General features: G+C 45.2%; 16 protein-coding genes. 14 read left to right on the forward strand and 2 right to left on the reverse strand.

Annotation, left to right across the window (positions count from 1 at the left end):
- The first annotated feature begins 19 nt into the window (after positions 1 to 19).
- The 14 genes from VIM91_RS05680 (at position 20) to VIM91_RS05745 (ending at position 20,759) form a co-directional block, all read left to right on the forward strand.
- Positions 20 to 994, forward strand: coding sequence for an SDR family oxidoreductase (locus VIM91_RS05680; protein ID WP_331863847.1), 975 nt, complete (start codon positions 20 to 22; stop codon positions 992 to 994).
- A 2-nt stretch (positions 995 to 996) separates the two neighbouring features.
- Positions 997 to 2,256: a multifunctional CCA addition/repair protein gene (locus VIM91_RS05685; RefSeq protein ID WP_331863848.1), complete on the forward strand. Its 1,260-nt coding sequence runs from the start codon at positions 997 to 999 to the stop codon at positions 2,254 to 2,256.
- A complete protein-coding gene (locus VIM91_RS05690) occupies positions 2,234 to 3,148 on the forward strand; it encodes a cation diffusion facilitator family transporter (protein ID WP_331863849.1) in 915 nt (304 codons plus the stop codon). Before VIM91_RS05685 ends, VIM91_RS05690 begins: the two co-directional genes overlap by 23 nt.
- 56 nt (positions 3,149 to 3,204) lie before the next feature.
- Positions 3,205 to 4,464: an efflux RND transporter periplasmic adaptor subunit gene (locus VIM91_RS05695; protein WP_331863850.1), complete on the forward strand. Its 1,260-nt coding sequence runs from the start codon at positions 3,205 to 3,207 to the stop codon at positions 4,462 to 4,464.
- Entirely contained in the window at positions 4,461 to 7,568 is a 3,108-nt protein-coding gene (locus VIM91_RS05700; RefSeq protein ID WP_331863851.1) for an efflux RND transporter permease subunit, read from the forward strand. Before VIM91_RS05695 ends, VIM91_RS05700 begins: the two co-directional genes overlap by 4 nt.
- Before the next feature lie 209 nt (positions 7,569 to 7,777).
- Positions 7,778 to 9,769 (forward strand): transketolase, encoded by a 1,992-nt coding sequence (gene tkt / locus VIM91_RS05705; protein ID WP_331863852.1) that lies wholly within the window; start codon positions 7,778 to 7,780, stop codon positions 9,767 to 9,769.
- A gap of 97 nt (positions 9,770 to 9,866) precedes the next feature.
- Complete coding sequence (gap, locus tag VIM91_RS05710) at positions 9,867 to 10,865, forward strand: type I glyceraldehyde-3-phosphate dehydrogenase (RefSeq protein WP_331863853.1); 999 nt, start codon at positions 9,867 to 9,869, stop codon at positions 10,863 to 10,865.
- Between the two features lie 10 nt (positions 10,866 to 10,875).
- Positions 10,876 to 12,057, forward strand: coding sequence for a phosphoglycerate kinase (locus VIM91_RS05715; RefSeq protein WP_331863854.1), 1,182 nt, complete (start codon positions 10,876 to 10,878; stop codon positions 12,055 to 12,057).
- A 200-nt stretch (positions 12,058 to 12,257) separates the two neighbouring features.
- A complete protein-coding gene (gene pyk / locus VIM91_RS05720) occupies positions 12,258 to 13,700 on the forward strand; it encodes a pyruvate kinase (RefSeq protein WP_331863855.1) in 1,443 nt (480 codons plus the stop codon).
- Positions 13,701 to 13,809: 109 nt separating this feature from the next.
- Positions 13,810 to 14,874, forward strand: a complete 1,065-nt coding sequence (fba, locus tag VIM91_RS05725) for a class II fructose-bisphosphate aldolase (RefSeq protein WP_331863856.1) — start codon at positions 13,810 to 13,812, stop codon at positions 14,872 to 14,874.
- 99 nt (positions 14,875 to 14,973) lie between these two features.
- Complete coding sequence (locus VIM91_RS05730) at positions 14,974 to 15,921, forward strand: LysR substrate-binding domain-containing protein (RefSeq protein WP_331863857.1); 948 nt, start codon at positions 14,974 to 14,976, stop codon at positions 15,919 to 15,921.
- Positions 15,922 to 16,077: 156 nt separating this feature from the next.
- Positions 16,078 to 17,457, forward strand: a complete 1,380-nt coding sequence (locus VIM91_RS05735) for a ribulose-bisphosphate carboxylase (protein WP_331863858.1) — start codon at positions 16,078 to 16,080, stop codon at positions 17,455 to 17,457.
- Positions 17,458 to 17,612: 155 nt separating this feature from the next.
- Entirely contained in the window at positions 17,613 to 18,413 is an 801-nt protein-coding gene (locus VIM91_RS05740) for a CbbQ/NirQ/NorQ/GpvN family protein (RefSeq protein WP_331863859.1), read from the forward strand.
- 81 nt (positions 18,414 to 18,494) lie between these two features.
- Positions 18,495 to 20,759 (forward strand): nitric oxide reductase activation protein NorD, encoded by a 2,265-nt coding sequence (locus tag VIM91_RS05745; protein WP_331863860.1) that lies wholly within the window; start codon positions 18,495 to 18,497, stop codon positions 20,757 to 20,759.
- Positions 20,760 to 20,822: 63 nt separating this feature from the next.
- Here the strand turns inward: VIM91_RS05745 and VIM91_RS05750 are convergent, their stop codons facing one another.
- Both VIM91_RS05750 and VIM91_RS05755 read right to left on the reverse strand, forming a co-directional pair.
- Positions 20,823 to 21,665 carry an IS4 family transposase gene (locus VIM91_RS05750; protein ID WP_331863861.1) on the reverse strand — a complete coding sequence of 281 codons (843 nt, stop codon included), beginning with the start codon at positions 21,663 to 21,665 and terminating at the stop codon, positions 20,823 to 20,825.
- Complete coding sequence (locus tag VIM91_RS05755; RefSeq protein ID WP_331863862.1) at positions 21,665 to 21,952, reverse strand: DUF4372 domain-containing protein; 288 nt, start codon at positions 21,950 to 21,952, stop codon at positions 21,665 to 21,667. Before VIM91_RS05755 ends, VIM91_RS05750 begins: the two co-directional genes overlap by 1 nt.
- Positions 21,953 to 22,069: the final 117 nt, after the last annotated feature.

Raw genomic sequence — 22,069 nt, forward strand, 5'->3', positions numbered from 1 at the left:
CATAAGAGAGAAATATCGAATGATGAAATTGGGAAAAAAGGTATGTGTGTTAGGTGGTGCTGGCTTTGTTGGGCGCGCTGCTGTGCCGGCTCTAACAGAAGCCGGTTATGAGGTGACTGTGGCGGTACGCCGTGTTGAGCGCTATCGTGAGTTAGCTTTAATTCCAGGCGTACGTTTAGTGGGGCTTAAAAATATCACATCTGATGCATTGGTGTCCTTGTTCAATAGCCATGATACGGTAATTAATTTGTATGCAGATCAAAGTAATCGTACCGAATGTGTTGAAGAAGAAAGTTTTGTCAGTGTGACTCAAACAATTAAGAAAGCCGCAGAGCAACTCGGTGTAGCGCGTTTAATTCAATTATCTCAAATTGGCGCGAATGCCTCCCAGGCTAAATCGAACTGGTTGCGGGTACTGGGAGAGGCCGATAGCATTATTCATAATATGGCATCCAGTAAAACCACGATTTTGCGTGCAGGACTGTTGATTGGTGAAGGTGACAATACCACGCGTCTATATAAAGCACAGTTAGCGCGTTTTCCAATCATGATGGTGGCGAATGCCGATAGACAAATTCAGCCGCTCTGGGTCAAAGATTTTGCGCGTGCATTGGTGGTTGCGATTAAATCACCGTCTTGTTTTAATGCGAAAGTTGAAGTCGCCGGTGAAGAGCGTATGTCCGTGATGGATTTAGCTGAGTGGGTGAGTGGTTTTATGGGGTTAGAGTCGGCTAAATTGATACCTATGTGCCAAGCGAATGCAAAGTTTATGCTTTGGTTGGGCTGGCTGGCGCCATTTAAAACGCTGGATGCCTATCAGCAAAAACAGTTGGCAGTAGACTTGACTAGCCAGCAGGACTTTTCGAGTCAGTTTGGCTTTGAGCCAACCAACATTGAAAGCATTCTGTCTAGCTACGTTGTACCGCACAAGATCCGACAGCGTTATGAGTTTTTTCGTGTCCATGCTGGGCGTAAATCCAGCGAGTTTAAATAGTCATGCAAGTTTACCTAGTTGGGGGAGCGGTTAGGGATGCGATGTTGCACATTCCTATTCAAGACCGTGACTGGGTTGTGGTGGGTGCCACGCCGGATGAAATGTTGTCATTAGGTTGTAAGCAGGTCGGTATAGATTTTCCTGTTTTTTTGCATCCTGAAACGCATGAAGAATATGCTTTAGCACGTACCGAGCGCAAATCAGGCCAAGGTTATCACGGTTTTGAAGTGAATGCGTCTCCCGACGTTACGCTCGAAGAAGACTTGATGCGCCGAGACCTCACTATTAATGCGATGGCCATGACACAATCAGGACGCCTGATTGACCCTTACGGTGGCGAGTCAGATCTAAAAGCACGCGTGTTACGCCACGTTTCGCCTGCTTTTTCCGAAGATCCGCTCAGAGTCTTGAGAGTGGCGCGTTTTCGTGCTCAATTATCTGACTTTGACTTTCATTTAGCGGATGAAACACGTTTATTGTTGTGTGAAATGTCATCGCAAGGTGAGCTTGATCACTTGGTTCCTGACCGTGTCTGGCAAGAAGTATCTAAAGCCTTATTAACGAAACGTCCGAGTTGGTTTTTCGAATGTTTACGTGAAGTGGGTGCTTTAGGTGTTTTATTTCCCGAGTTAGATAAATTGTTTGAGGTGCCTCAATCACCAGTGCATCATCCAGAAGGCGATGCTGGTAGGCATACTATGATGGTATTGGATGCAGCGACTAAATTATCCGACTCGTTAGATATTCGATTTGCCGCTTTAGTGCACGATTTGGGCAAGGCACTCACTCAACCTGATTTTTGGCCGAAACATCCAGGACACGAGCAAGCTGGCGTTGCTTTAATTACCCGTTGGGCAAAGGTGTACCCAGTGCCTAAGTCAACGCTTCAGTTGGCGTTGCGCGCAACTGAGTGGCATGGTTGGATACATCGTGGCGGCTTGGATATGGCGCCTAAAGATATGTTAAAAGTGATAAAGGGCTGCGACGCGATGCGTCAACCAGAACGCTTTGAACAGTTGTTAACGGTTTGTGAAGCTGATCATCATGGACGTCTAGGTTTTGAAGCTGAAGAGTATAAGCAAAAGGATTTTTGGCTTGGTGCACTGGAGGCCTGCCATCAAGTGGATGCAAAATCCTTAGCAGACAGTGGTTTAAGTGGCGAAAAAATCGGCTTAGCGATTGAGCAACAGCGCTTAGCAAGATTAGATAATTATAAAACGCGCTTAATCAGCGCTAAAAATGCAGACAACGTCCATGGATAGCGGTCGACTAACGCGTTTAGCGACTTATGCTTCGGTCAGTGTTGCCTTAATCCTTATCCTGGTTAAGTTGTTTGGCTGGTGGGTCACCGGTTCGGTGAGTATTCTGGCCTCCTTGCTGGATTCAACTTTGGATGTCGTAGCCTCGGTGATGATTTTATTTGCAGTACGCTTAGCGCAAGTTCCAGCCGATTCAGAACATCGTTTTGGTCATGGTAAGGCCGAGCCGCTAGCGGCGCTGGCGCAAAGTGTGTTTATTGCCGGCTCAGCCTTCTATCTACTGGTTTATGCGGTGGGTCGTTTGATTAATCCAGAAGCTATCCAACAAGTTCCGCTTGGTATTTGGATTATGGTCTTTTCTATGATTTTAACCAGTGGTTTGGTTTTGTTTCAGCGTTATGTTGTGCGCCAAACTCAATCTACCGCAATTAAGTCGGACTCTCTTCATTATATTACGGATATTGCCGCCAACGCTTTAGTCGCACTCGGTTTGATTGTTGCGTTATGGAGTTTTGAGTGGGTGGACGCATTGCTGGCCATCTTTATTGCCTTATTTATTGGTTGGAGTGCCTTAAAGTTGGCCAAAGAATCAGCCAACCAACTGTTAGATATTGAGCTACCCGGCGAGATGCGTGAGCAGATTCAACAGATTATTTTGTCACATCGTGGTGTCGAAGGTTTTAATGACTTGCGCACTTATCGTTCTGGTCCGAATATGTTTATCCAAGTCGATTTAGAATTGGATGATCGGATGCCGTTGGTGAAGGCGCACCGCATCGCGGAAGAAGTGACTGAGCGTATTCAAGAAGCCTTTCCGCAAGCGGATGTGTTGATTCATCAAGAGCCGGTGAGCTTGCGCTCAGATCCTGAACATCATCAATGGGGTGTGTCTTAACCACCAGGCCTGGTGGTTGAGCATTTATCTTCGGCTTTATATACAAAGGAGCCAAAATGACTGTCCTCTCTAAATTCAAAGTCTGGTTATGGCCCTTGTTAATTTTGTTATTGTCGATGGCTTTATTTCAGTACTTGAAAGCAACCAAACCGCAAGCCAATACAACTGAAATTACCGAGCGAGCTTGGGAAGTAGAGGTTATGACATTGCAGCAACATGATTGGAATACCCGTCATACGCTGTATGCGCAGGTGGAATCGAGTCAACGTGTTAAATTGGTTGCACCGCTTGCTGCCCAAGTAGCCCAACTGCCATTTAAAGAAGGGGCGTTTTTTAAACCTGGCGATACATTGTTACAACTAAATCCACAAGAAGTGCGTTTTGCCTTGCAAACAGCCCAGGCTGAATTTGATGAGGCCAAGGCTGCGCTCTTGGCCGAACAGCAAGCCCAAAAAACTGAACGTAAACGTTTAGAGCAAGAGCAAACACTTTATGAAATCAAACAATCTGATCTCGCTCGAAACCAACAGCTGAAAACGCGCAGTCTTGCATCGGAGTCGAGTGTTGATCTAGCGCGCGAAGCATTAGCTCGTCAGGAACTAGCGCTTATGAATGCGCGATTAATTGTAGATCAACAAGCGGTTAAATTAAAGCAACTCGAAGCTCGCCTAGAACGTGCAGAAACAAACCTTAACCGTACAAAACTCAATGTCGAACGCTCGGATGTTAAGGCTAATTTAACCGGGCGAGTGTTACAAGTTGCCGTCGCCGAAGGTGACATGTTAAATGCCAATGCGTTGGTGTTGGAGTACTATCCATTAGGCTCATTAGAGCTGCGTGCGAAATTGCCCGGCAAAACTCGTGCTGAAATTCAACAGGCATTAGATAAAAATCAATCAATCCAGGCCTGGTACCGAGAACAAGGCACACAAACGGCGTTGCCTTTGGTGCGTTTGGGCGCTGAAGCCAGCAGTTCAGGCTTGGACGGCTTTTTTAAGCTAACTTCTGATTTAAGTTATCTGCGCCCCGGTGATGTGCTGGAGATTGTGTTGGAAATGCCGATCACTCAATCGGGTTTTGCGGTTCCTTACAGCGCACTCTACAGCAGTAATCGGGTATATGTCGTGGAGCAAGATCGTTTGGTTGCACGCAAAGTATCCGTTGTAGGTGAGGTTGAGCTCGACAAGGTGCGCAGGGCTTTAATTGATGGCGAGCTTTCTGAAGGTGATCAAATCAGTGTAACCCATTTACCCAATGCCATTTCCGGTCTATTGGTGGTGCCGCAAGCGTTTAATGGTGAGCGAGCAACTCGATGAGTCAGCCTAATTCATACGGTTTGATTGGCGTATTTGTTCGCCATAAAGTTGCAGCTAATTTATTAATGATGCTGATGATTTTATTAGGCATTGTCGCCCTAATGAAATTAAACGTACAGTTCTTCCCAAACTTCAATCTGGACTATGCTCAGGTTCGCGTAGTGTGGCCGGGTGCGAATGCACAAGATGTCGAAAAAAGCATAACCGAACCGATTGAACGAGTCTTGCGCAATCTGGAAAATCTCGATGAAATGACCTCGACTTCATCTTTGGGTGCGTCCTTGGTGACCCTGAAGTACATAGAGGGCACTGACATGATCGAGGCGGTGGATCAAGTTCGCCAGCGCGTATCGGAGTTGCGAAATTTACCGCAAGATATTCAAACCCCAGTTGTTGAACGAATTATCCGTTATGAGCCCGTTGCCAAAATACTGGTAATGGGCCAGCCAGGCGAAGAAGATCGTTTGCGTTATTTGGTGCGTGATTACGAGCGTAGTTTATTGGATATGGGGATTGATAAAATCGAGTTTCGTGGCCGGCCATTAGAAGAAATGGCGATCGAAGTCGATATGGTTGCAATGGCAAAGTTCGATCTTAGTTTTGATCAGCTCGCGAGTCAAATTGATAGTTTGAGTCAAGATGTACCGGCTGGCCGCTTTGGTGATCAAGATGCGGCAAGAGACTTGCGTGCCATTGAGCAGCGCCGCAGCGAACAAGGGTTTCGAGATCTGCCATTGCGAGTGGGTGAAACAGAATACATAGAATTAGGTGATTTGGCCGAAGTTACGCTGAGACCGGTTCGAGATGCCAGTTATTTAGTGGTAGACGGTCGACCTGCCATTGAAATGGCGTTACAACGTGCCGAATCCGGTGATACGTTAGTTTCTTCACGCGTTATGCAGGACTGGTTGAGCCAGGTTGAACCGCGATTGCCGACTGGCGTAGAGCTACGGGTTTATGATGAAACCTGGTCTCTGGTTAAAGAGCGTATTATGTTGTTGGTTAATAATGGCGTAGGCGGTTTGATTCTGGTCTTGCTTATTTTGTATATCTTTTTAAATGGCCGTGTGGCTTTTTGGGTTGCGCTTGGAATTCCGGTGTCTTTTATGACCACCTTAATGGTGCTTTATTTGGCAGGTGGCAGCATCAATATGATGAGTTTATTTGCTTTGATTATGGCACTAGGGATTATTGTTGATGACGCCATTGTGGTGGGTGAGGACACGTTAACGCACTATGAGCAAGGTGAGCCTTCGGCTGAAGCGGCCGAGGGCGGCGCGCATAGAATGTTCACGCCAGTGATGGCGTCTTCCCTGACTACGATTGCGGCTTTTCTGCCTTTGATGATGATAGGCGCAGAAATTGGCGCCATTTTATTTGCGATTCCAATGGTCATCGTATCGGTTATTTTGGTGTCTTTAATCCAATGCTTTTTAGTTCTTCCAGGGCATTTACGTTTTGGTTTGAGGCATGGTAAACCGATCAAGCCTAACCGGCTACGTGCGCGTTGGGATCAGGTCTTTAATCATTTTAGACAAACACAATTTCGTCAAGTGATTCGGTGGGTGCTACAAAGTCGAGCTATGGTGTTGGCTCTAGCATTAGGGTTAATTGTGGTCACCATAGGACTGATCGCGGGTGGGCGGATGAGTTTTACCTTTTTCCCTTCGCCAGAAGCCGATAAAATCAATGCCTCAATCCAGTTTGTATCCGGCACGCCTGAAAGTGTCACCGCACAATTTGTTGATCGCGTTTATGACGCTCTGCGAGAAACCGAGCAAGAGCTCGAACCAGGGATTATTAATACGGCGGTTGTAGCCTACAATCAAGGATCAGGTTCTTCGGGTGCGGTGTACGGCGCAATTAATGTTGAACTATTAGATCCGGATCGCCGTCATACACGCAATGCAGAGTTTATTCGAAGCTGGACCTCTAAGGTTGAACCTATGCCCGGCTTAGAAAACTTTAACGTTGTTTCTCAAGTGGGTGGGCCACCTGGGCGAGATATTCAAATTCAATTTACCGGCGGAACGCCACAAAATCTTAAACAAGCCTCATTGGATTTACAGCAAGTCTTGGATGATATTGAAGGCGTGAGTGGTTTGTCGGATGACTTGCCATATGGTCGAGAGCAAATGGTGTTTAAGTTGACTCCAGTAGCGCAAGCGATGGGCTTTACTTATAAGTCAGTAGGGGCGCAACTAAGTGCGGCTTTTTCAGGTCAGCTTTCGCAGATTTATACGCTGGGGGAGGACGAAATTGAAGTTCGAGTTATGTTGCCACGGGATCAACAAGAGCAGCTTTCAGTGTTAAATGCGAAGCAATTAATTAGTCCATCTGGTACACGAGTGCCTTTAAGTAATGTTGTAACTTGGCAAACACGCCAAGGCTTTGATGTGATGCGCCACTATAATGGCAAACTTGCAGTCACGGTATTGGGCGACGTCGATTCTTCTCTAAACAGTGCGAATCAGATTTTGGCGGAATTGGAGCAAGATGTATTGCCACAAATAATGCAGAAATATGGTGTGCGCTACAGCTTGGAGGGTACCGCCAAAAACCAGCAAAAAACCTTTGGCGATATGATGCTGGGGTTGTTTATCGGGATGGCTTTAATTTATTTGGTTTTGGCTTGGGTATTTGAATCTTACGGATGGCCCCTGATTGTAATGATGGCGATCCCATTAGGTTTAATCGGGGCAATATTAGGTCACTATTTTATGGGAGTCAGTCTTACTATTTTGTCTATGTTTGGTTTTTTTGGGTTGGCTGGTATTGTAGTTAATAACTCAATTATTCTCGTTAGTTTTTATAAGCGTTTACGAGAAGAAGGGTTTGGTGTCAATGAAGCGCTTGAGGAGGCTTCAGTGCAAAGACTTCGCGCTGTACTGGTAACCTCCTTAACCACCATTGCAGGTTTAACACCTTTATTGTTTGAAACGTCATTGCAGGCCCAGTTTTTGATTCCAATGGCGATTTCAATTGCGTTCGGCTTAATGTTTGCCACGGTGCTTATTTTGTTGGTGATTCCAGCTTTGTTATCACTATATGAGAGTGCAAGCACAAAAATTTCTTATAAAATTCAATCGGTTCTGGCTGATTAGCAAGGCCTTCCCAGGCCTGTATTAATGGGCTTTTTGCGCGTTTTTTTAGTTAAAAAAGCGACGTACTATCTTTTTGCAAGATTCGCATTTTTCTTGAAGAAATTTTGTTTTTAAGCGAGAATAGCGGATTAAGTTTATTCTGGATAAGGCTGTATGCAACGCCGAAACTTCTAGAACCCCCGAATTTTTTCAAAATTGAGGAAGTTGATATGCCAACTCGTAGAGATTTAGCTAACGCGATTCGTGCGTTAAGTATGGATGCCGTACAAAAAGCCAAGTCAGGTCACCCAGGCGCGCCTATGGGCATGGCTGATATTGCCGAAGTACTGTGGAATGGTCACATGAAGTATAACCCAAAGAATTCAAAATGGGCCGATCGTGATCGTTTTGTCTTGTCGAATGGTCATGGCTCAATGCTGATCTATTCTCTACTGCACTTAACCGGTTTCGACTTGGGTATGGAAGATATTAAGCAGTTCCGTCAGTTACATTCCAAAACTGCGGGTCACCCAGAGTATGGTTATGCAGACGGTATTGAAACCACGACTGGCCCATTAGGCCAAGGTATTACCAATGCGGTGGGTATGGCAATTGCAGAACGTACTTTAGCGGCGCAATTTAACCGCCCGGGCCATGCCATCGTTAACCATCATACTTATGCGTTTATGGGCGACGGTTGTTTAATGGAAGGCCTATCGCATGAAGCTTGTGCCATGGCTGGTGCATTAGGTCTTGGTAAGTTGGTCGCTTTCTGGGATGACAACAACATCTCAATCGATGGTCATATCGACGAGTGGATGGAGCAGGATGTGGCGGGCCGTTTCGAATCTTATGGCTGGCACGTTATTCGTGGTGTAGATGGTCACAATGCCGATGCGATTGATGCGGCGATTCATGAAGCTAAGTCTATCCAAGACAAGCCAACTTTGATTTGTACTAAAACGACCATCGGTTTTGGTTCGCCAAACCTTTGCGGTACGCATGATTGTCACGGTGCGCCACTAGGTGATCAAGAAATCGCGTTAACACGTGAAAATTTAGGTTGGAAACACGAGCCATTTGTTATTCCACAAGAAATTTATGACGGCTGGGATCACACTAAAAAAGGCGCGGATGAAGAAGCCGAATGGAATGCATTGTTTGAAGACTATGCGAAAAACTATCCTGATTTAGCGAAAGAGTTCAAGCGTCGTATGGCGGGCGAATTGCCAGCGAATTTTGAAGTGGAAATGGATAAGTTTATTGCTAAAACACAAGCTGAGATGCCAAACATTGCGTCACGTAAAGCATCACAAAATGCGATTGAAGCGATGGGGCCATTGCTACCAGAAATGTTTGGTGGTTCAGCTGACTTAACCGGTTCTAACCTAACTAATTGGTCAGGTACGGTTAAAGTCAACAAAAACAACGCAAACGGTAACTACTTGTCATGGGGTGTGCGTGAATTTGGTATGGCACACATGATGAACGGTATGGTTCTGCATGGCGGCTTCAAAGTTTATGGCGCGACTTTCCTAATGTTTATGGAATTCATGCGTAATGCTTTACGTATGTCGGCCTTGATGAAAATCGGTACGATTTATGTTTATACCCATGACTCAATCGGTTTAGGTGAAGACGGCCCGACACACCAGCCTGTTGAGCAAATTGCGACTATGCGTATGATTCCTAACTTCCAAACCTGGCGTGGATGCGATGCCATCGAGTCTGCCGTGTCTTGGAAAGTAGCGATGATGCGTGGCAATGCACCAACAGCTTTGGTCTTCTCACGTCAAAACTTGGCACCAATGGAGCGTACGCCTGAGCAAGTTAAAATGATTGAGAAAGGCGGCTATGTTCTTAAAGATGCGGCTGGTGCAGAATTGATCATTATCGCAACAGGTTCTGAAGTTGAACTTGCGGTTAAGGCGGCTGACGCTATGACAGCGAAAGGCAAAAAAGTACGTGTTGTATCTATGCCTTGTCCAGATATGTTTGACACACAAGACAAAGCTTACAAAGACTCGGTCTTGATCCCAGGTGTACCACGCTTGGCCGTCGAAGCTGGCGTAACGGATTTCTGGCGTAAGTATGTCGGCCTAGAAGGTGATGTTGTTGGTATCGACACCTTCGGTGAGTCTGCGCCAGCCGGTGAGCTATTCAAAGAGTTTGGTTTCACTGTTGAAAATGTAGTGTCTAAAGCCGAAGCACTCATCGGTTAATAAAGTTTTATTTTTAAAGTTTAACTCGTCAGTTTTCTGGCGAGTTTGTTGTGTTTAAAGCCCCTGTTTTGAACACCTCATTAATTAGGAGAAAGCTATGTCAATTAAAGTTGGTATCAATGGTTTCGGCCGTATCGGTCGTATGGCATTCCGTGCCGCAGCTAAAGATTTCCCAGGTATCGAAATCGTAGCAATTAACGATTTGTTAGATCCAGAATATTTAGCCTACATGTTGAAGTACGACTCAGTACACGGCAACTTCGACGGTGAAGTTTCAGTTGAAGGTAACAACATGATTGTTAACGGTAAAAAAATCCGTCTAACAGCTGAGCGTGATCCGGCTAACTTGAAGTGGGATGAAGCAGGTGTTGATTTGGTTATCGAATGTACTGGTTTCTTCTTAACTGAAGAATCTTGCCAGGCACACATCCAAGCAGGTGCGAAGAAAGTTGTTCAATCTGCTCCTTCAAAAGATCACACACCAATGTTCGTTTATGGCGTTAACCACAACGAATATGCTGGACAAGCGATTGTTTCTGCGGCTTCTTGCACGACAAACGGTTTAGCGCCAGTTGCTAAAGTGTTAAATGACAACTTTGGCATTAAGCGTGGTTTGATGACAACTGTTCACGCAGCAACCGCTACTCAGAAAACCGTTGATGGTCCATCACAAAAAGATTGGCGTGGTGGCCGCGGTATTCTAGAAAATATCATCCCATCTTCAACCGGTGCAGCTAAAGCGGTAGGCAAAGTATTGCCAGCGCTAAACGGCAAATTGACTGGTATGGCTTTCCGTGTGCCAACGTCTGACGTATCAGTAGTTGACCTAACCGTTGAACTAAACAAAGATGCAACATACGAGCAAATTTGTTCAGCGATGAAAAAAGCTTCTGAAGGTGAAATGAAAGGCGTTTTAGGTTATACCGATGAGTCTGTTGTTTCTACCGATTTCCGTGGTAACAGCCACCCATCAATTTTTGATGCGGGTGCAGGTATTGCGCTAGACGGTACTTTCGTAAAAGTAGTGGCTTGGTACGATAACGAGTATGGCTATACTTGCAACATGATGCGTGTTGTTCAACACGTTGGTAAGTAAGGGGAAAGCTATGTCTTTTATTCGTATGGCCGATTTGGACCTTAAAGGCAAGCGCGTATTAATTCGTGCGGATCTTAACGTTCCAGTTAAAGGCGGTAAAGTAACCTCTGATGCACGTATTCGTGCATCAATGAAAACATTTGAAGCCGCTATGAAAGCCGGTGCTAAGGTGATGGTTATGTCACACCTTGGCCGCCCAGAAGAAGGTGTGTTTTCAGAAGAAAACTCTTTGGCTCCAGTTGCGGCCGATTTGTCAGCTAAGTTAGGCAAAGAAGTTCGCTTAATTAAAGACTACCTAGATGGTGGTTTTGATGTTGCTGACGGTGAATTGGTGCTTCTTGAAAACGTACGTTTTAACGTAGGCGAAAAGAAAAACACTGAAGAGTTATCTAAAAAATACGCGGCACTATGTGACGTGTATGTTATGGATGCTTTTGGTACCGCTCACCGTGCTCAAGGTTCGACCCATGGTGCGGGTGTGTATGCACCAGTAGCTTGTGCTGGCTTGTTACTAACTGAAGAACTAGATGCGTTAACAAAAGCACTAAAAGAGCCTGCGCGTCCTTTAGTAGCGATTGTTGGTGGTTCTAAAGTATCAACTAAGTTAACCGTACTAGAGTCTTTGTCTACGGTTGTAGATCAGCTAGTTGTGGGTGGTGGTATCGCTAATACCTTCATCAAAGCCGCTGGTCACAATGTGGGTAAATCACTTTGTGAAGACGATTTGGTTCCAACCGCTAACAAGTTGAACGACATTATGAATGGTCGTGGTGCTTCGATTCCTTTAGCGAAAGACGTAGTGACAGGTAAAGAGTTTTCTGAAACGGCCGTAGCTGAAACCAAAGATGTTTCAGAAGTGGCTGATGATGACATGATTTTTGACATTGGACCTAAGTCGGCTGAGGAGCTGGCTGAAATCATCAAAAACGCCGGCACGGTTGTATGGAACGGCCCGGTGGGTGTATTTGAGTTTGATCAATTTGGAGAAGGTACAAAAACCATTTCTAAAGCGATTGCAGAGTCAAAAGCTTTCTCAATTGCAGGCGGTGGTGACACCTTAGCGGCAATTGATAAGTATGGTATTGAAGACCAAGTATCTTATATTTCAACAGGCGGTGGTGCTTTCCTAGAGTTCTTGGAAGGCAAAAAACTGCCAGCAGTTGATATGTTGGAAAAACGCGCAGCTAAATAAGCGTGTTTAAAAGCACCAGGCCTGGTGATCCCAGGTTTGGTGTTTCATTTATATAGAATTGGCTTATGGAAGTAACAGGGTGTCTCGGGAAGTGAATTGCTGATTAGACCGGATGTGTCTATTCCCCGCTTAGGGGTAACAGTTTATTTTGCGAGCCATCTTACTGAGCATAAGCCCTTTAAGAAAGGAAAAAGCATTTCATGGTCACCTCAATGAGAAGAACAAAAATTGTCGCTACATTAGGTCCAGCAACGGATCGTCCGGGCGAAATCGAACGTATTATTAAAGCGGGTGTGGATGTGGTTCGCATCAACATGTCGCACGGTGCGGCGGAAGATCATATTGATCGCGCCAATTGGATTCGTGAAGCCGCCGCTAAACTAAATCGCGAAGTGGCGGTATTGGTCGATTTACAAGGGCCAAAAATCCGCATTGCTAAGTTCAAAAATGGCCCAATCGAATTAGAAGATGGTGCGCAGTTTGCATTGGACAATGCAGTCGGTACCGAAGACGGTAATCAACAAGAAGTTGGTTTAACCTATAAAAACCTACCTTATGACGTCAAAGCAGGCGACTTGCTGTTATTAGACGACGGTCGTGTAGTGATGCAGGTAAACCAGGTTGTTGGTGAGCGCGTAGAGTGTACCGTCACCGTGGGTGGAACCTTGTCTAACAATAAAGGCATTAACCTAATGGGCGGCGGCTTATCGGCGAGTGCTTTAACTGAAAAAGACAAAGAAGATATTTTAACGGCCGCTAAGATTGATGCGGACTATTTGGCCTTGTCTTTCCCACGTTCGGCTGAAGATGTTGAATATTGCCGTACCTTAGCCAGTCAAGCGGGTCTAAACTGTAGCATTGTTTCAAAAATCGAGCGTGCTGAAGCCGTGGCGGATGATGAAACCTTAGATGGGATTATCTTAGCCTCTGATGTAGTGATGATCGCACGTGGTGATTTGGGGGTGGAAGTCGGCGATGCGCAACTTCCAGCTTTGCAGAAAAAAATTATTAAACGTGCACGTCAGTTAAATCGAGTTACCATCACCGCCACTCAGATGATGGAAACGATGATTGAAAATGCAATCCCGACTCGCGCCGAAGTATTTGACGTTGCCAACGCGGTTATGGACGGTTCGGATGCCGTAATGTTATCAGGTGAAACCGCAACAGGTCGTTTCCCCGCTCAGGTTATTGAAACCATGGGACGTATTTGTCATGAGGCTGAGAAGTCGCGTACAACTCGTCATTCAACTCACCGTATTGAAGATTATTTCAGTGCAGTTGACGAAACCATTGCAATGGCAACCATGTATGCCGCTAACCACTTTAACGTTAAGTGCATCGCAGCTTTAACCGAGTCAGGCAATACCCCATTATTAATGTCTCGTATCAGTTCGGGTATTCCGATTTTTGCACTAACACCACATGTTAATACACGTCGTAAAGTGTGTATGTACCGAGGTGTGTATCCATCAATGGTGGACTACAGTGGTTTAAATGATGAAGAGATTCAGAAAAACGTACTGTCACAGCTTAAAACGTTCGGTATTGTGCAAGAAGGTGATTTAGTTATCTTGACTCGTGGCGAACAACGCGGCACTATGGGCGGAACTAATCGTTTAGAGATCGTAAAAGTCCCTTGAATCTTAAGGGAAAATAGCCGGCTAACCAATAGATGTTAGTCGGTTAATGAATAGAATACGCGCTTAAGGGCGCAAGAATTTTTTTGAAACCAATAAAGGAGTTTCGCAGATGGCGATGATTACACTTCGTGAATTAATGGACTACGCAGCAGAACACCAGTTCGGTATGCCAGCGTTTAACGTAAACAACATGGAACAGGTTCGTGCCATCATGCGCGCTGCGGCCGCGGTTGACTCACCGGTTATCCTACAAGGTTCAGCTGGTGCACGTAAGTATGCGGGTGAGCCTATGCTACGTCACCTAGTACAGGGTGCGGTAGAAATGTTCCCGAACGTTCCGGTTGTTATGCACCAGGATCACGGTTCAGACGTAGGTGTTTGTTTACGTGCAATTCAGTCTGGCTTTACTTCGGTCATGATGGACGGTTCTTTGATGTCTGACATGAAAACGCCTGCTTCTTATGAATACAATGCAGGCATCACAGCAGAAGTGGTTAAAATCGCTCACGCTGGTGGTGTTTCAGTTGAAGGTGAACTAGGTTGTTTAGGTTCACTAGAAACGGGTATGATGGGTGAAGAAGACGGTCACGGTTCTGATGAAAAACTAGATCACTCAGCTTTGTTGACAGATCCAGAAGAAGCGGCTCAGTTTGTAAAAGACACCAACGTTGACTGTTTAGCAGTAGCGGTTGGTACATCTCACGGTGCTTACAAGTTTACTTCTAAGCCATCTGACGACGTATTGAAAATCGACCAGATCAAAAAGATCCATGAGCGTATCCCAACCACTCACCTTGTAATGCACGGTTCATCTTCTGTTCCAGAAGAGTGGTTGACTATCATCAACAACTATGGTGGTGACATGGGTCAAACTTACGGTGTACCGGTTGAAGCCATTGTTGAAGGTATCAAGTACGGCGTTCGTAAAGTAAACATCGATACGGATTTACGTATGGCATCTACTGGTGCGATCCGTAAGCACTTAGCAGAAAATACTTCAAACTTCGATCCGCGTAAATTCTTCAAAGCGGCAGAAGACGCGATGATGGAAATCTGTAAAGCACGTTTCGAAGCATTTGGTTGTGCCGGTCACGGTTCTAAGATCAAGTCTCTTGGTCTAGAAGAAATGCAAGCACGTTATGCTTCTGGTTCATTGAACCAAATCGTAAAATAAGATTTAAGACCTAAATCTTAGCTATTGAAAACCCAGGCTTGTCCTGGGTTTTTTGTTTTAATAGACTCAATTTTAACAACCAGGTCTGGTGCTTAGCTTATGGCAGATAAACCTAATCAATTAATTCGACACGCGACCATACGTCAGCTTCAAGTGTTTGAAGCGATTGCTCGACATAAAAGTTTTACGCGAGCTGCAGAGGAATTACACCTAACACAACCTACGGTTTCAATGCAGGTTAAAAAACTCGCTGATGCACTTGAGGTTGACTTGTTTGAGCTTATTGGACGTAAAGTATTTTTGACTCAAGCGGGCGAAACACTCTATGACGCGGCAAAAGATATTCTAGAGAGACTCGAATCAGCCGAAGATCGGATAAAAAATCAAAAAGGCTTCTCGGGCGGCCGAGTCAAATTTTCGGTTGTATCATCGGCTCAGTATTTTGTGCCTAAAGTCATCTATGATTTTGTCGAGCGTTACCCAGAAGTAAAAGTAGCCATGAATTTAGGTAACAAGGAACAGTTACTTGAGCGTATCCAAAAAAATGAAGATGACTTCTATATTCTTGGTGAGCCTTCCGAAGCTTTAAATATCGAATCCTACCAACTCGCTCCCAATCCACTTGTTTTTATTGCCCACAAATCGCATCCATTAGCCAAAAAGTCGAAAATAAAACTGACTGAGTTAGTGGATGTTCCGTTTTTGATGAGGGAAAAAGGTTCAGGCAAACGCAAGCAGGTTGAAAAAGCATTCGAAAAACAAAACTTCAACCCAAATATCAAAATGATTTTAGGTGGCAATGAGTTGATACGTTTAGGGGTTTTGCAAAATTTGGGCGTCGCCGTTGCGTCATTAGCAACCGTGATAAATTACGTTGAACAAGGCGAACTGGTTATTTTGGATGTGGAGGGATTTCCCATTCACCGGCATTGGTATTTGGTGACGGCAAAAGGAAAAATGCTATCGGTTGCGGCCGAAAAATTGATTGAGTTGTTAAAAATTGAAATTCAAGCGCTTAATAAAAAGATAGCACAGCACTTGCCCTGATTATGCGATAGATCATTATCTATTATAATCATGTAATATATTGATTTGTATAAATCCAATATTTCTATACACTAGCCTTAATAATTTTGGGGTTATTGATTGTTATCGATAACAAAAGTCAAAGACGGATAACCGTCTATTATTAAGGTAAGTTAAATGGATCAGTCGAATCGTTATGCGGACTTGAGTTTAAAAGAAGAAGACTTAATTAAAGGTCAAAATCATATTTTGGTCGCTTATAACATGGAGCAAGTGGCCGGGTATGGTTACCTGGAAGTTGCCTCACACATTGCGGCCGAGTCATCAACCGGTACAAACGTAGAAGTCTGTACAACCGATGATTTCACCAAAGCATTAGACGCGTTGGTTTATGAAATTGATGAAGCCAATCAGGTCATTAAAATCGCTTACCCGTTTGATTTATTCGACCGTAACCTAAGCGATGGTAAAACCATGTTGGTGTCTTTCCTAACCTTGGCGATTGGTAACAACCAGGGTATGGGTGATGTTAAAAACCTGCAGATGGTTGACTTCTGGGTTCCAGAAACCAAGCTGCACTTGTTTGATGGTCCTGCAAAGGACATTTCTGACATGTGGCGTATTTTGGGTCGCGACTACAAAAACGGTGGTTATATCGCGGGTACCATCATCAAGCCTAAATTAGGCTTACGTCCTGAACCATTTGCGCAGGCAGCTTATCAGTTCTGGTTAGGCGGCGATTTCATCAAAAACGACGAACCACAAGGTAACCAAGTTTTTGCACCAATGAAAAAGGTTATGCCTTTAGTCGTTGACGCGATGAAGCGTGCTCAAGATGAAACGGGTCAAGCCAAATTGTTCTCGGCAAACATCACGGCAGATGACCACTATGAAATGTTATATCGTGCTGATTACATCTTAGAAGCGTTTGGTGAGTTTGCACCGCATGTGGCCTTCCTTGTAGACGGTTATGTGGGTGGTCCAGGCATGATCACAACCGCACGTCGTAATTATCCTTCACAGTATCTGCATTATCATCGTGCCGGTCATGGTGCGGTTACTTCACCTTCGGCTAAGCGCGGTTATACGGCATTTGTGTTGTCTAAAATCTCACGTTTACAAGGTGCATCAGGTATCCACGTGGGTACGATGGGCTTCGGTAAAATGGAAGGTGGTAACGAAGATAAAAATATCGCTTATATGATCGAACGTGATGAATGCCAAGGGCCATTCTTCTATCAAAAATGGAACGGCATGAAGCCAACCACGCCGATCATTTCTGGTGGAATGAATGCTTTACGTCTACCAGGGTTCTTCAAGAACCTAGGTCACGGCAATATCATCAACACCTCTGGTGGCGGTTCTTATGGTCATATCGACAGCCCTGCGGCCGGTGCGATTTCGCTGCGTCAATCCTATGAGTGCTGGAAAGCCGGTGCTGATCCAATCGAGTGGGCGAAGGAGCATAAAGAGTTTGCGCGTGCATTTGAATCCTTCCCAGCGGATGCGGATAAAATCTATCCAGGTTGGAGAGAAAAGTTAGGCGTTCATAAATAAGCCATGCTTGTTTAGCTGACAAAACCCCTGCCAACTTGCAGGGGTTTTTTTACCTTTCGATTAATCCACAGTTATTCATTATTAGGTTACTTTTGTTAACGACCAGGCCTGGTGATTAACAAAAGTAACTTCATCGTATTTTAAGAGGCCAGGACATGGATATTAGTCAATATAACATCGAAAAAGAACCGTTTTACCAAGCACAGAACAACGAGGTTTCGTTATATCAAGCCGCTTACAACGCACGCTTGCCGGTAATGGTTAAAGGCCCAACCGGTTGTGGTAAATCACGTTTTATTGAACACATGGCCTGGAAACTTGGCAAACCCTTAATCACTGTGTCCTGTAACGAAGACATTACGGCGTCAGATTTAGTCGGACGTTTTTTATTAGACGCGAGTGGTACCCGCTGGGTTGATGGGCCGTTAACTATGGCGGCTCGTCATGGTGCGATTTGTTATCTGGATGAAGTGGTCGAAGCACGTCAAGATACCATGGTGGTTATCCACGCCCTAACCGACCACCGTCGTGAATTGTCACTCGATAAAAAAGGCGAGTTAGTTAAAGCGCATCCAGATTTTCAGTTAGTTATTTCCTATAACCCGGGTTATCAAAGTTTGATGAAGGACTTAAAACAATCAACTAAACAGCGTTTCTGTGCGTTGGATTTTGATTATGCGCCCGCTTATGTTGAAGCTGAGATTTTGGTCAAAGAATCTGGCGTGGAGTTGGAAGTCGCGAAAAAATTGGTTCAAATTGGTGAAGCCGCCCGTAACCTTAAAGGTCATGGTTTGGATGAAGGTATTTCCACACGTTTGATGGTGTATGCGGCTACCTTGATTGCACAGGGTGTTGAAAAGCAAGATGCCTGTCGTATGGCGCTGGTTCGTCCGATTACCGATGATGCGGATATTCGGGAAACCTTGGATAACGCCATTAATATGGTTTTTGCTTAATCCCTTTTGAACCACAAACATACAAAGAGCGGAAGTCACGAACTTTAATCTTCGTATGTTTGTGCCTCTGTGGTGAAAAACATGACGCTAGAATTACTTGAAACCTACCGAAAGCAACTCAACTGTGGCTTTGAACAGGTTCAGCAACTTTTCCCCCAATGTGTGGCACAGGCTCGGGAATGTTTGTCGGAAGCCGGCTTAAACACCTATCTAGAAAAAGCCCAACTGCTTTGCAAAATGGGACGCGGTGCTGAACCATCCATTATTTATCTAGACGAAATGCCCAGCATTGCCAGTCACCTAGGTGAAGCTTCGCTCAGTGCGGTGGCAGACTATGCGTATAAACTGGCGCGTAGCCCAAACAGTAAAGCTATCGTGCCCTTTTTGCAGAGTCTCGCCTCGCTAAACCGTCGTATAGACCAAGTCGAACAGCTCAACGAATATCTGGCGATGCTGGATGATTTTATTGATCGCACTCAAACCGTGATTCATGGCCACCAGTCGATGTATGAAAGCAAAGGCCTGATCCCGATGTTGGACAAGGTTCCATTTTTAGTGGGCAAGCTTACCTTGGATGGATTAAGACGTTGGATGGATTATGGCATTCGCAACTATCAACATTTTCCAGACCAACAAGCTGAATATTTTGCGCTGCAATCCGCCGATTCTAAAAACATCATGCAACGCGAGCGTCATGGCGTGGTGTTTAAAGATGTCGAACGCCAGTTGGATATGTTGCAAAGTGCGTTATGGAATCAAGAACGCATGTTTGTGAGTTTTTCGACTGCCTTTGATCAAATCAAAAAACCGATTCCCTATATCGAAGAAGACGCCATGCGCGTACCGGATATGTACGATGACTTAAATGGCGTATCTGGCCTAGATCGTTATCGTGCCATGCTGATGCATATGATGGCGCATTACACCTGGTCAAAACCCACTATCGGTGACAACATGGCACCGCAAGTGCAGTTGTTTCTTGAGCTGTTTGAAGATTGTCGCGTTGATAGCTTAGCCGTTGCGCGTTTTCCAGGTTTAAGAAAGTTGTTTTTAGCTTTGCACCCGGTTCCGCTGGAAGGCAGTTGCGATGACAGCCAAGAGTCCTGCTTAAGATATCGTTCGACCCGATTATCACGCGCGCTTCTTGATCCAAACTTCAAACCTAATGATGCACTCATTGAAAACATGGTCGAGCAGTTTAATCAAGTTATGCAAAAAGGCGAAAATTCGAGCATAGAAGACCTGCGCGATCTAGCGACGCATTATTTTGTTAAAAGTCGTAAACAAACGGATAGCTTACCCAATCTGTATTTTACCGATACCGAAATTTCCTATCGTGACGATAACCGCTATTTATGGGTGTTCCATGAAGAAGGCGACGAAGCCGATGATACGGTTGAAAATGAATATCAGCCAGACGATCAAGACCGAGAAATTGATCAAGATGGTGGCTTGCCACCGCGTCATTACGACGAATGGGATTACATTAGTGAAACCTATCGGCCCGAGTGGACCACCGTTTACGAAAGATTGCATCCAGCTGGTGACGCAAACAAAATCGACAGCTTGCTGGCCAAACATGCAGGCCTGGTCAAACAGCTGAAACGTGTGATTGAAATGCTAAAACCACAAAATAAAGTGCGCGTGCGTTTTCAAGAAGAAGGCGACGAGCTGGACTTGGATGTCGCAATACGCTCACTCATCGACTACAAAAGTGGTTCGCAACCTGACCCACGCATTAACACCAGCCATACGCCAGCTGGTCGCTCCATTTCAGTTATGTTGTTGGTGGATATGTCAGAGTCTTTAAACCAACGGGTTGCTGGCACCGACCAAACGCTGCTCGAACTCAGTCAAGAAGCTTTAGCTTTATTAGCCTGGGCGGTTGAGCAATTGGGTGATCCGTTTGCGATTGCGGGCTTTAGTTCAGACACCCGTCACGAAGTGCGTTACCAGCACATCAAAGGCTATAGTGAACATTGGTCAGAACCGGTTAAATCGCGCATTGCCGCGATGGAAGCAGGTTATTCAACTAGAATGGGTGCGGCGATGCGGCATGCCGCGCATTATTTATCGGCACAACAAACCGATAAAAAACTCATGCTGATTCTGACCGACGGTGAACCCGCCGATATTGATGTGAAAGATCCGAAAATGTTAATTCAAGACACCAAACAAGCGGTCACCGAATTAGCGAATCAAGGCATCTACACCTACTGCATCAACATGGACCCCAAAGCCGACGAATACGTAGCTGACATTTTTGGCAACCACTATGCCATTATCGACAAGGTCGAACGCCTACCCGAACAGTTACCCAAATTGTTTATTAACTTAACGCAGTAATACTATAATCACCAGGCCTGGCACTAGTGTCCGGAATAATTTCTGATGCATCATAGCCAGGCCTCACAACAGCGACATCTGTAGTTTGTCATAGTGCTCTTTCTGTTGTTTTCGCCTGTAGTAGTCACTTACCTGGCTAGGACGCTCGAATAGGCTGTGGCTTAGCTTCCAGAGCATGATCCTTAAAGGCTCCGTTTGATTGTGTGCCATCTGCTCCATTTTCACTAACAGATAAACAATTAGCGCTGATAATACTTGGATTCTCACTGCATTGGGGTTCTGACCAATAAAGCGCTTGATCTTTAGATGCTGCTTAATCCACTTAAAGAACAATTCAATCTGCCAGCGTTGTTTATACAAGTGCGCAATCTCTTGCGCCGAGCGCGTAAAGTCGTTGGTCACCAGTTCTAATAGACCTTGGTTATCATCACGCTCGACTAAGATGCGGCGCATTTGCCATGAACCGAGTCGTTTTTTCTGATTGGCACCACTAAACTCAATGCACTGGTCTTCAAGAATGTGCGCGGTGTGTAGATCAAGGGAGTAAGTTTCAACGACCCGATAGGCCGCACGCTTTCTTAAACGACAGACAAGCTTGATCTTTTGCTCGCTCAGCTGTTTCCACCATAGGTAATCCACATAGCCTTTATCCATCACATAGGTTGAGCCCGGTTGCAACGCCCACTGACGCGCTTGATTAATGTCTTGTACATTCGCATCCGTTAATTCAAAGCACACTGGCAGTTGGTTGGATAACTCTAGCTGCATGTGCAACTTTAAACCTTTGATACGTGAGCCGCGTACCGCCCAATCATAACCTTGCCCAAGCAATTGAATCGGGCTCGAATCAATAAGGTAGGTGAACGTGTTGAGTTCTTTACGTAAGTGGCGATTGACTTGGCTCATCAGCTGTTGGCATAGCGCCATATAAACCTGTGCAGAACGCTTGGCATTGTGCTACGTTTAAGCTTATCAACACCCAGATGATAGTGATGGTGCGCTTGGGCGTTAAACCCTTCAACGAGTTGGCGCAAGGACGTGGCACCACTGAGCTGGGCGTACATCATCGCCACCAGTTGATTCCAAGTACTAAAGCCTTTGGCGTGTTTATCTGTTTGGTGTTGATCAACAAGCTTTTGAAAAGTTGAGCGAATGGGTTTTAAAAAGCGCGCGAATCGAGTAGAGTTAAACACAGCCGTCGTCTCCTTTTTGAAGTCTTTCTTTGGTCGGAAATCCTTCTATCCTAGGAACTACGGCTTTTTTGTCAACCCTTCTTTATTTTATTCCGGACACCAGTGCCAGGCCTGGTG

This window comes from Thiomicrospira sp. (genome assembly GCF_036568485.1).
Taxonomy (GTDB): Bacteria; Pseudomonadota; Gammaproteobacteria; order Thiomicrospirales; family Thiomicrospiraceae; genus Thiomicrospira.

Coding starts and splice junctions, on each gene's coding strand:
- VIM91_RS05680 (WP_331863847.1), top strand. CDS start 20: ATGATGAAATTGGGAAAAAAGGTATGTGTGTTAGGTGGTGCTGGCTTT.
- VIM91_RS05685 (WP_331863848.1), top strand. CDS start 997: ATGCAAGTTTACCTAGTTGGGGGAGCGGTTAGGGATGCGATGTTGCAC.
- VIM91_RS05690 (WP_331863849.1), top strand. CDS start 2,234: ATGCAGACAACGTCCATGGATAGCGGTCGACTAACGCGTTTAGCGACT.
- VIM91_RS05695 (WP_331863850.1), top strand. CDS start 3,205: ATGACTGTCCTCTCTAAATTCAAAGTCTGGTTATGGCCCTTGTTAATT.
- VIM91_RS05700 (WP_331863851.1), top strand. CDS start 4,461: ATGAGTCAGCCTAATTCATACGGTTTGATTGGCGTATTTGTTCGCCAT.
- tkt (WP_331863852.1), top strand. CDS start 7,778: ATGCCAACTCGTAGAGATTTAGCTAACGCGATTCGTGCGTTAAGTATG.
- gap (WP_331863853.1), top strand. CDS start 9,867: ATGTCAATTAAAGTTGGTATCAATGGTTTCGGCCGTATCGGTCGTATG.
- VIM91_RS05715 (WP_331863854.1), top strand. CDS start 10,876: ATGTCTTTTATTCGTATGGCCGATTTGGACCTTAAAGGCAAGCGCGTA.
- pyk (WP_331863855.1), top strand. CDS start 12,258: ATGGTCACCTCAATGAGAAGAACAAAAATTGTCGCTACATTAGGTCCA.
- fba (WP_331863856.1), top strand. CDS start 13,810: ATGGCGATGATTACACTTCGTGAATTAATGGACTACGCAGCAGAACAC.
- VIM91_RS05730 (WP_331863857.1), top strand. CDS start 14,974: ATGGCAGATAAACCTAATCAATTAATTCGACACGCGACCATACGTCAG.
- VIM91_RS05735 (WP_331863858.1), top strand. CDS start 16,078: ATGGATCAGTCGAATCGTTATGCGGACTTGAGTTTAAAAGAAGAAGAC.
- VIM91_RS05740 (WP_331863859.1), top strand. CDS start 17,613: ATGGATATTAGTCAATATAACATCGAAAAAGAACCGTTTTACCAAGCA.
- VIM91_RS05745 (WP_331863860.1), top strand. CDS start 18,495: ATGACGCTAGAATTACTTGAAACCTACCGAAAGCAACTCAACTGTGGC.
- VIM91_RS05750 (WP_331863861.1), bottom strand. CDS start 21,665: ATGAGCCAAGTCAATCGCCACTTACGTAAAGAACTCAACACGTTCACC.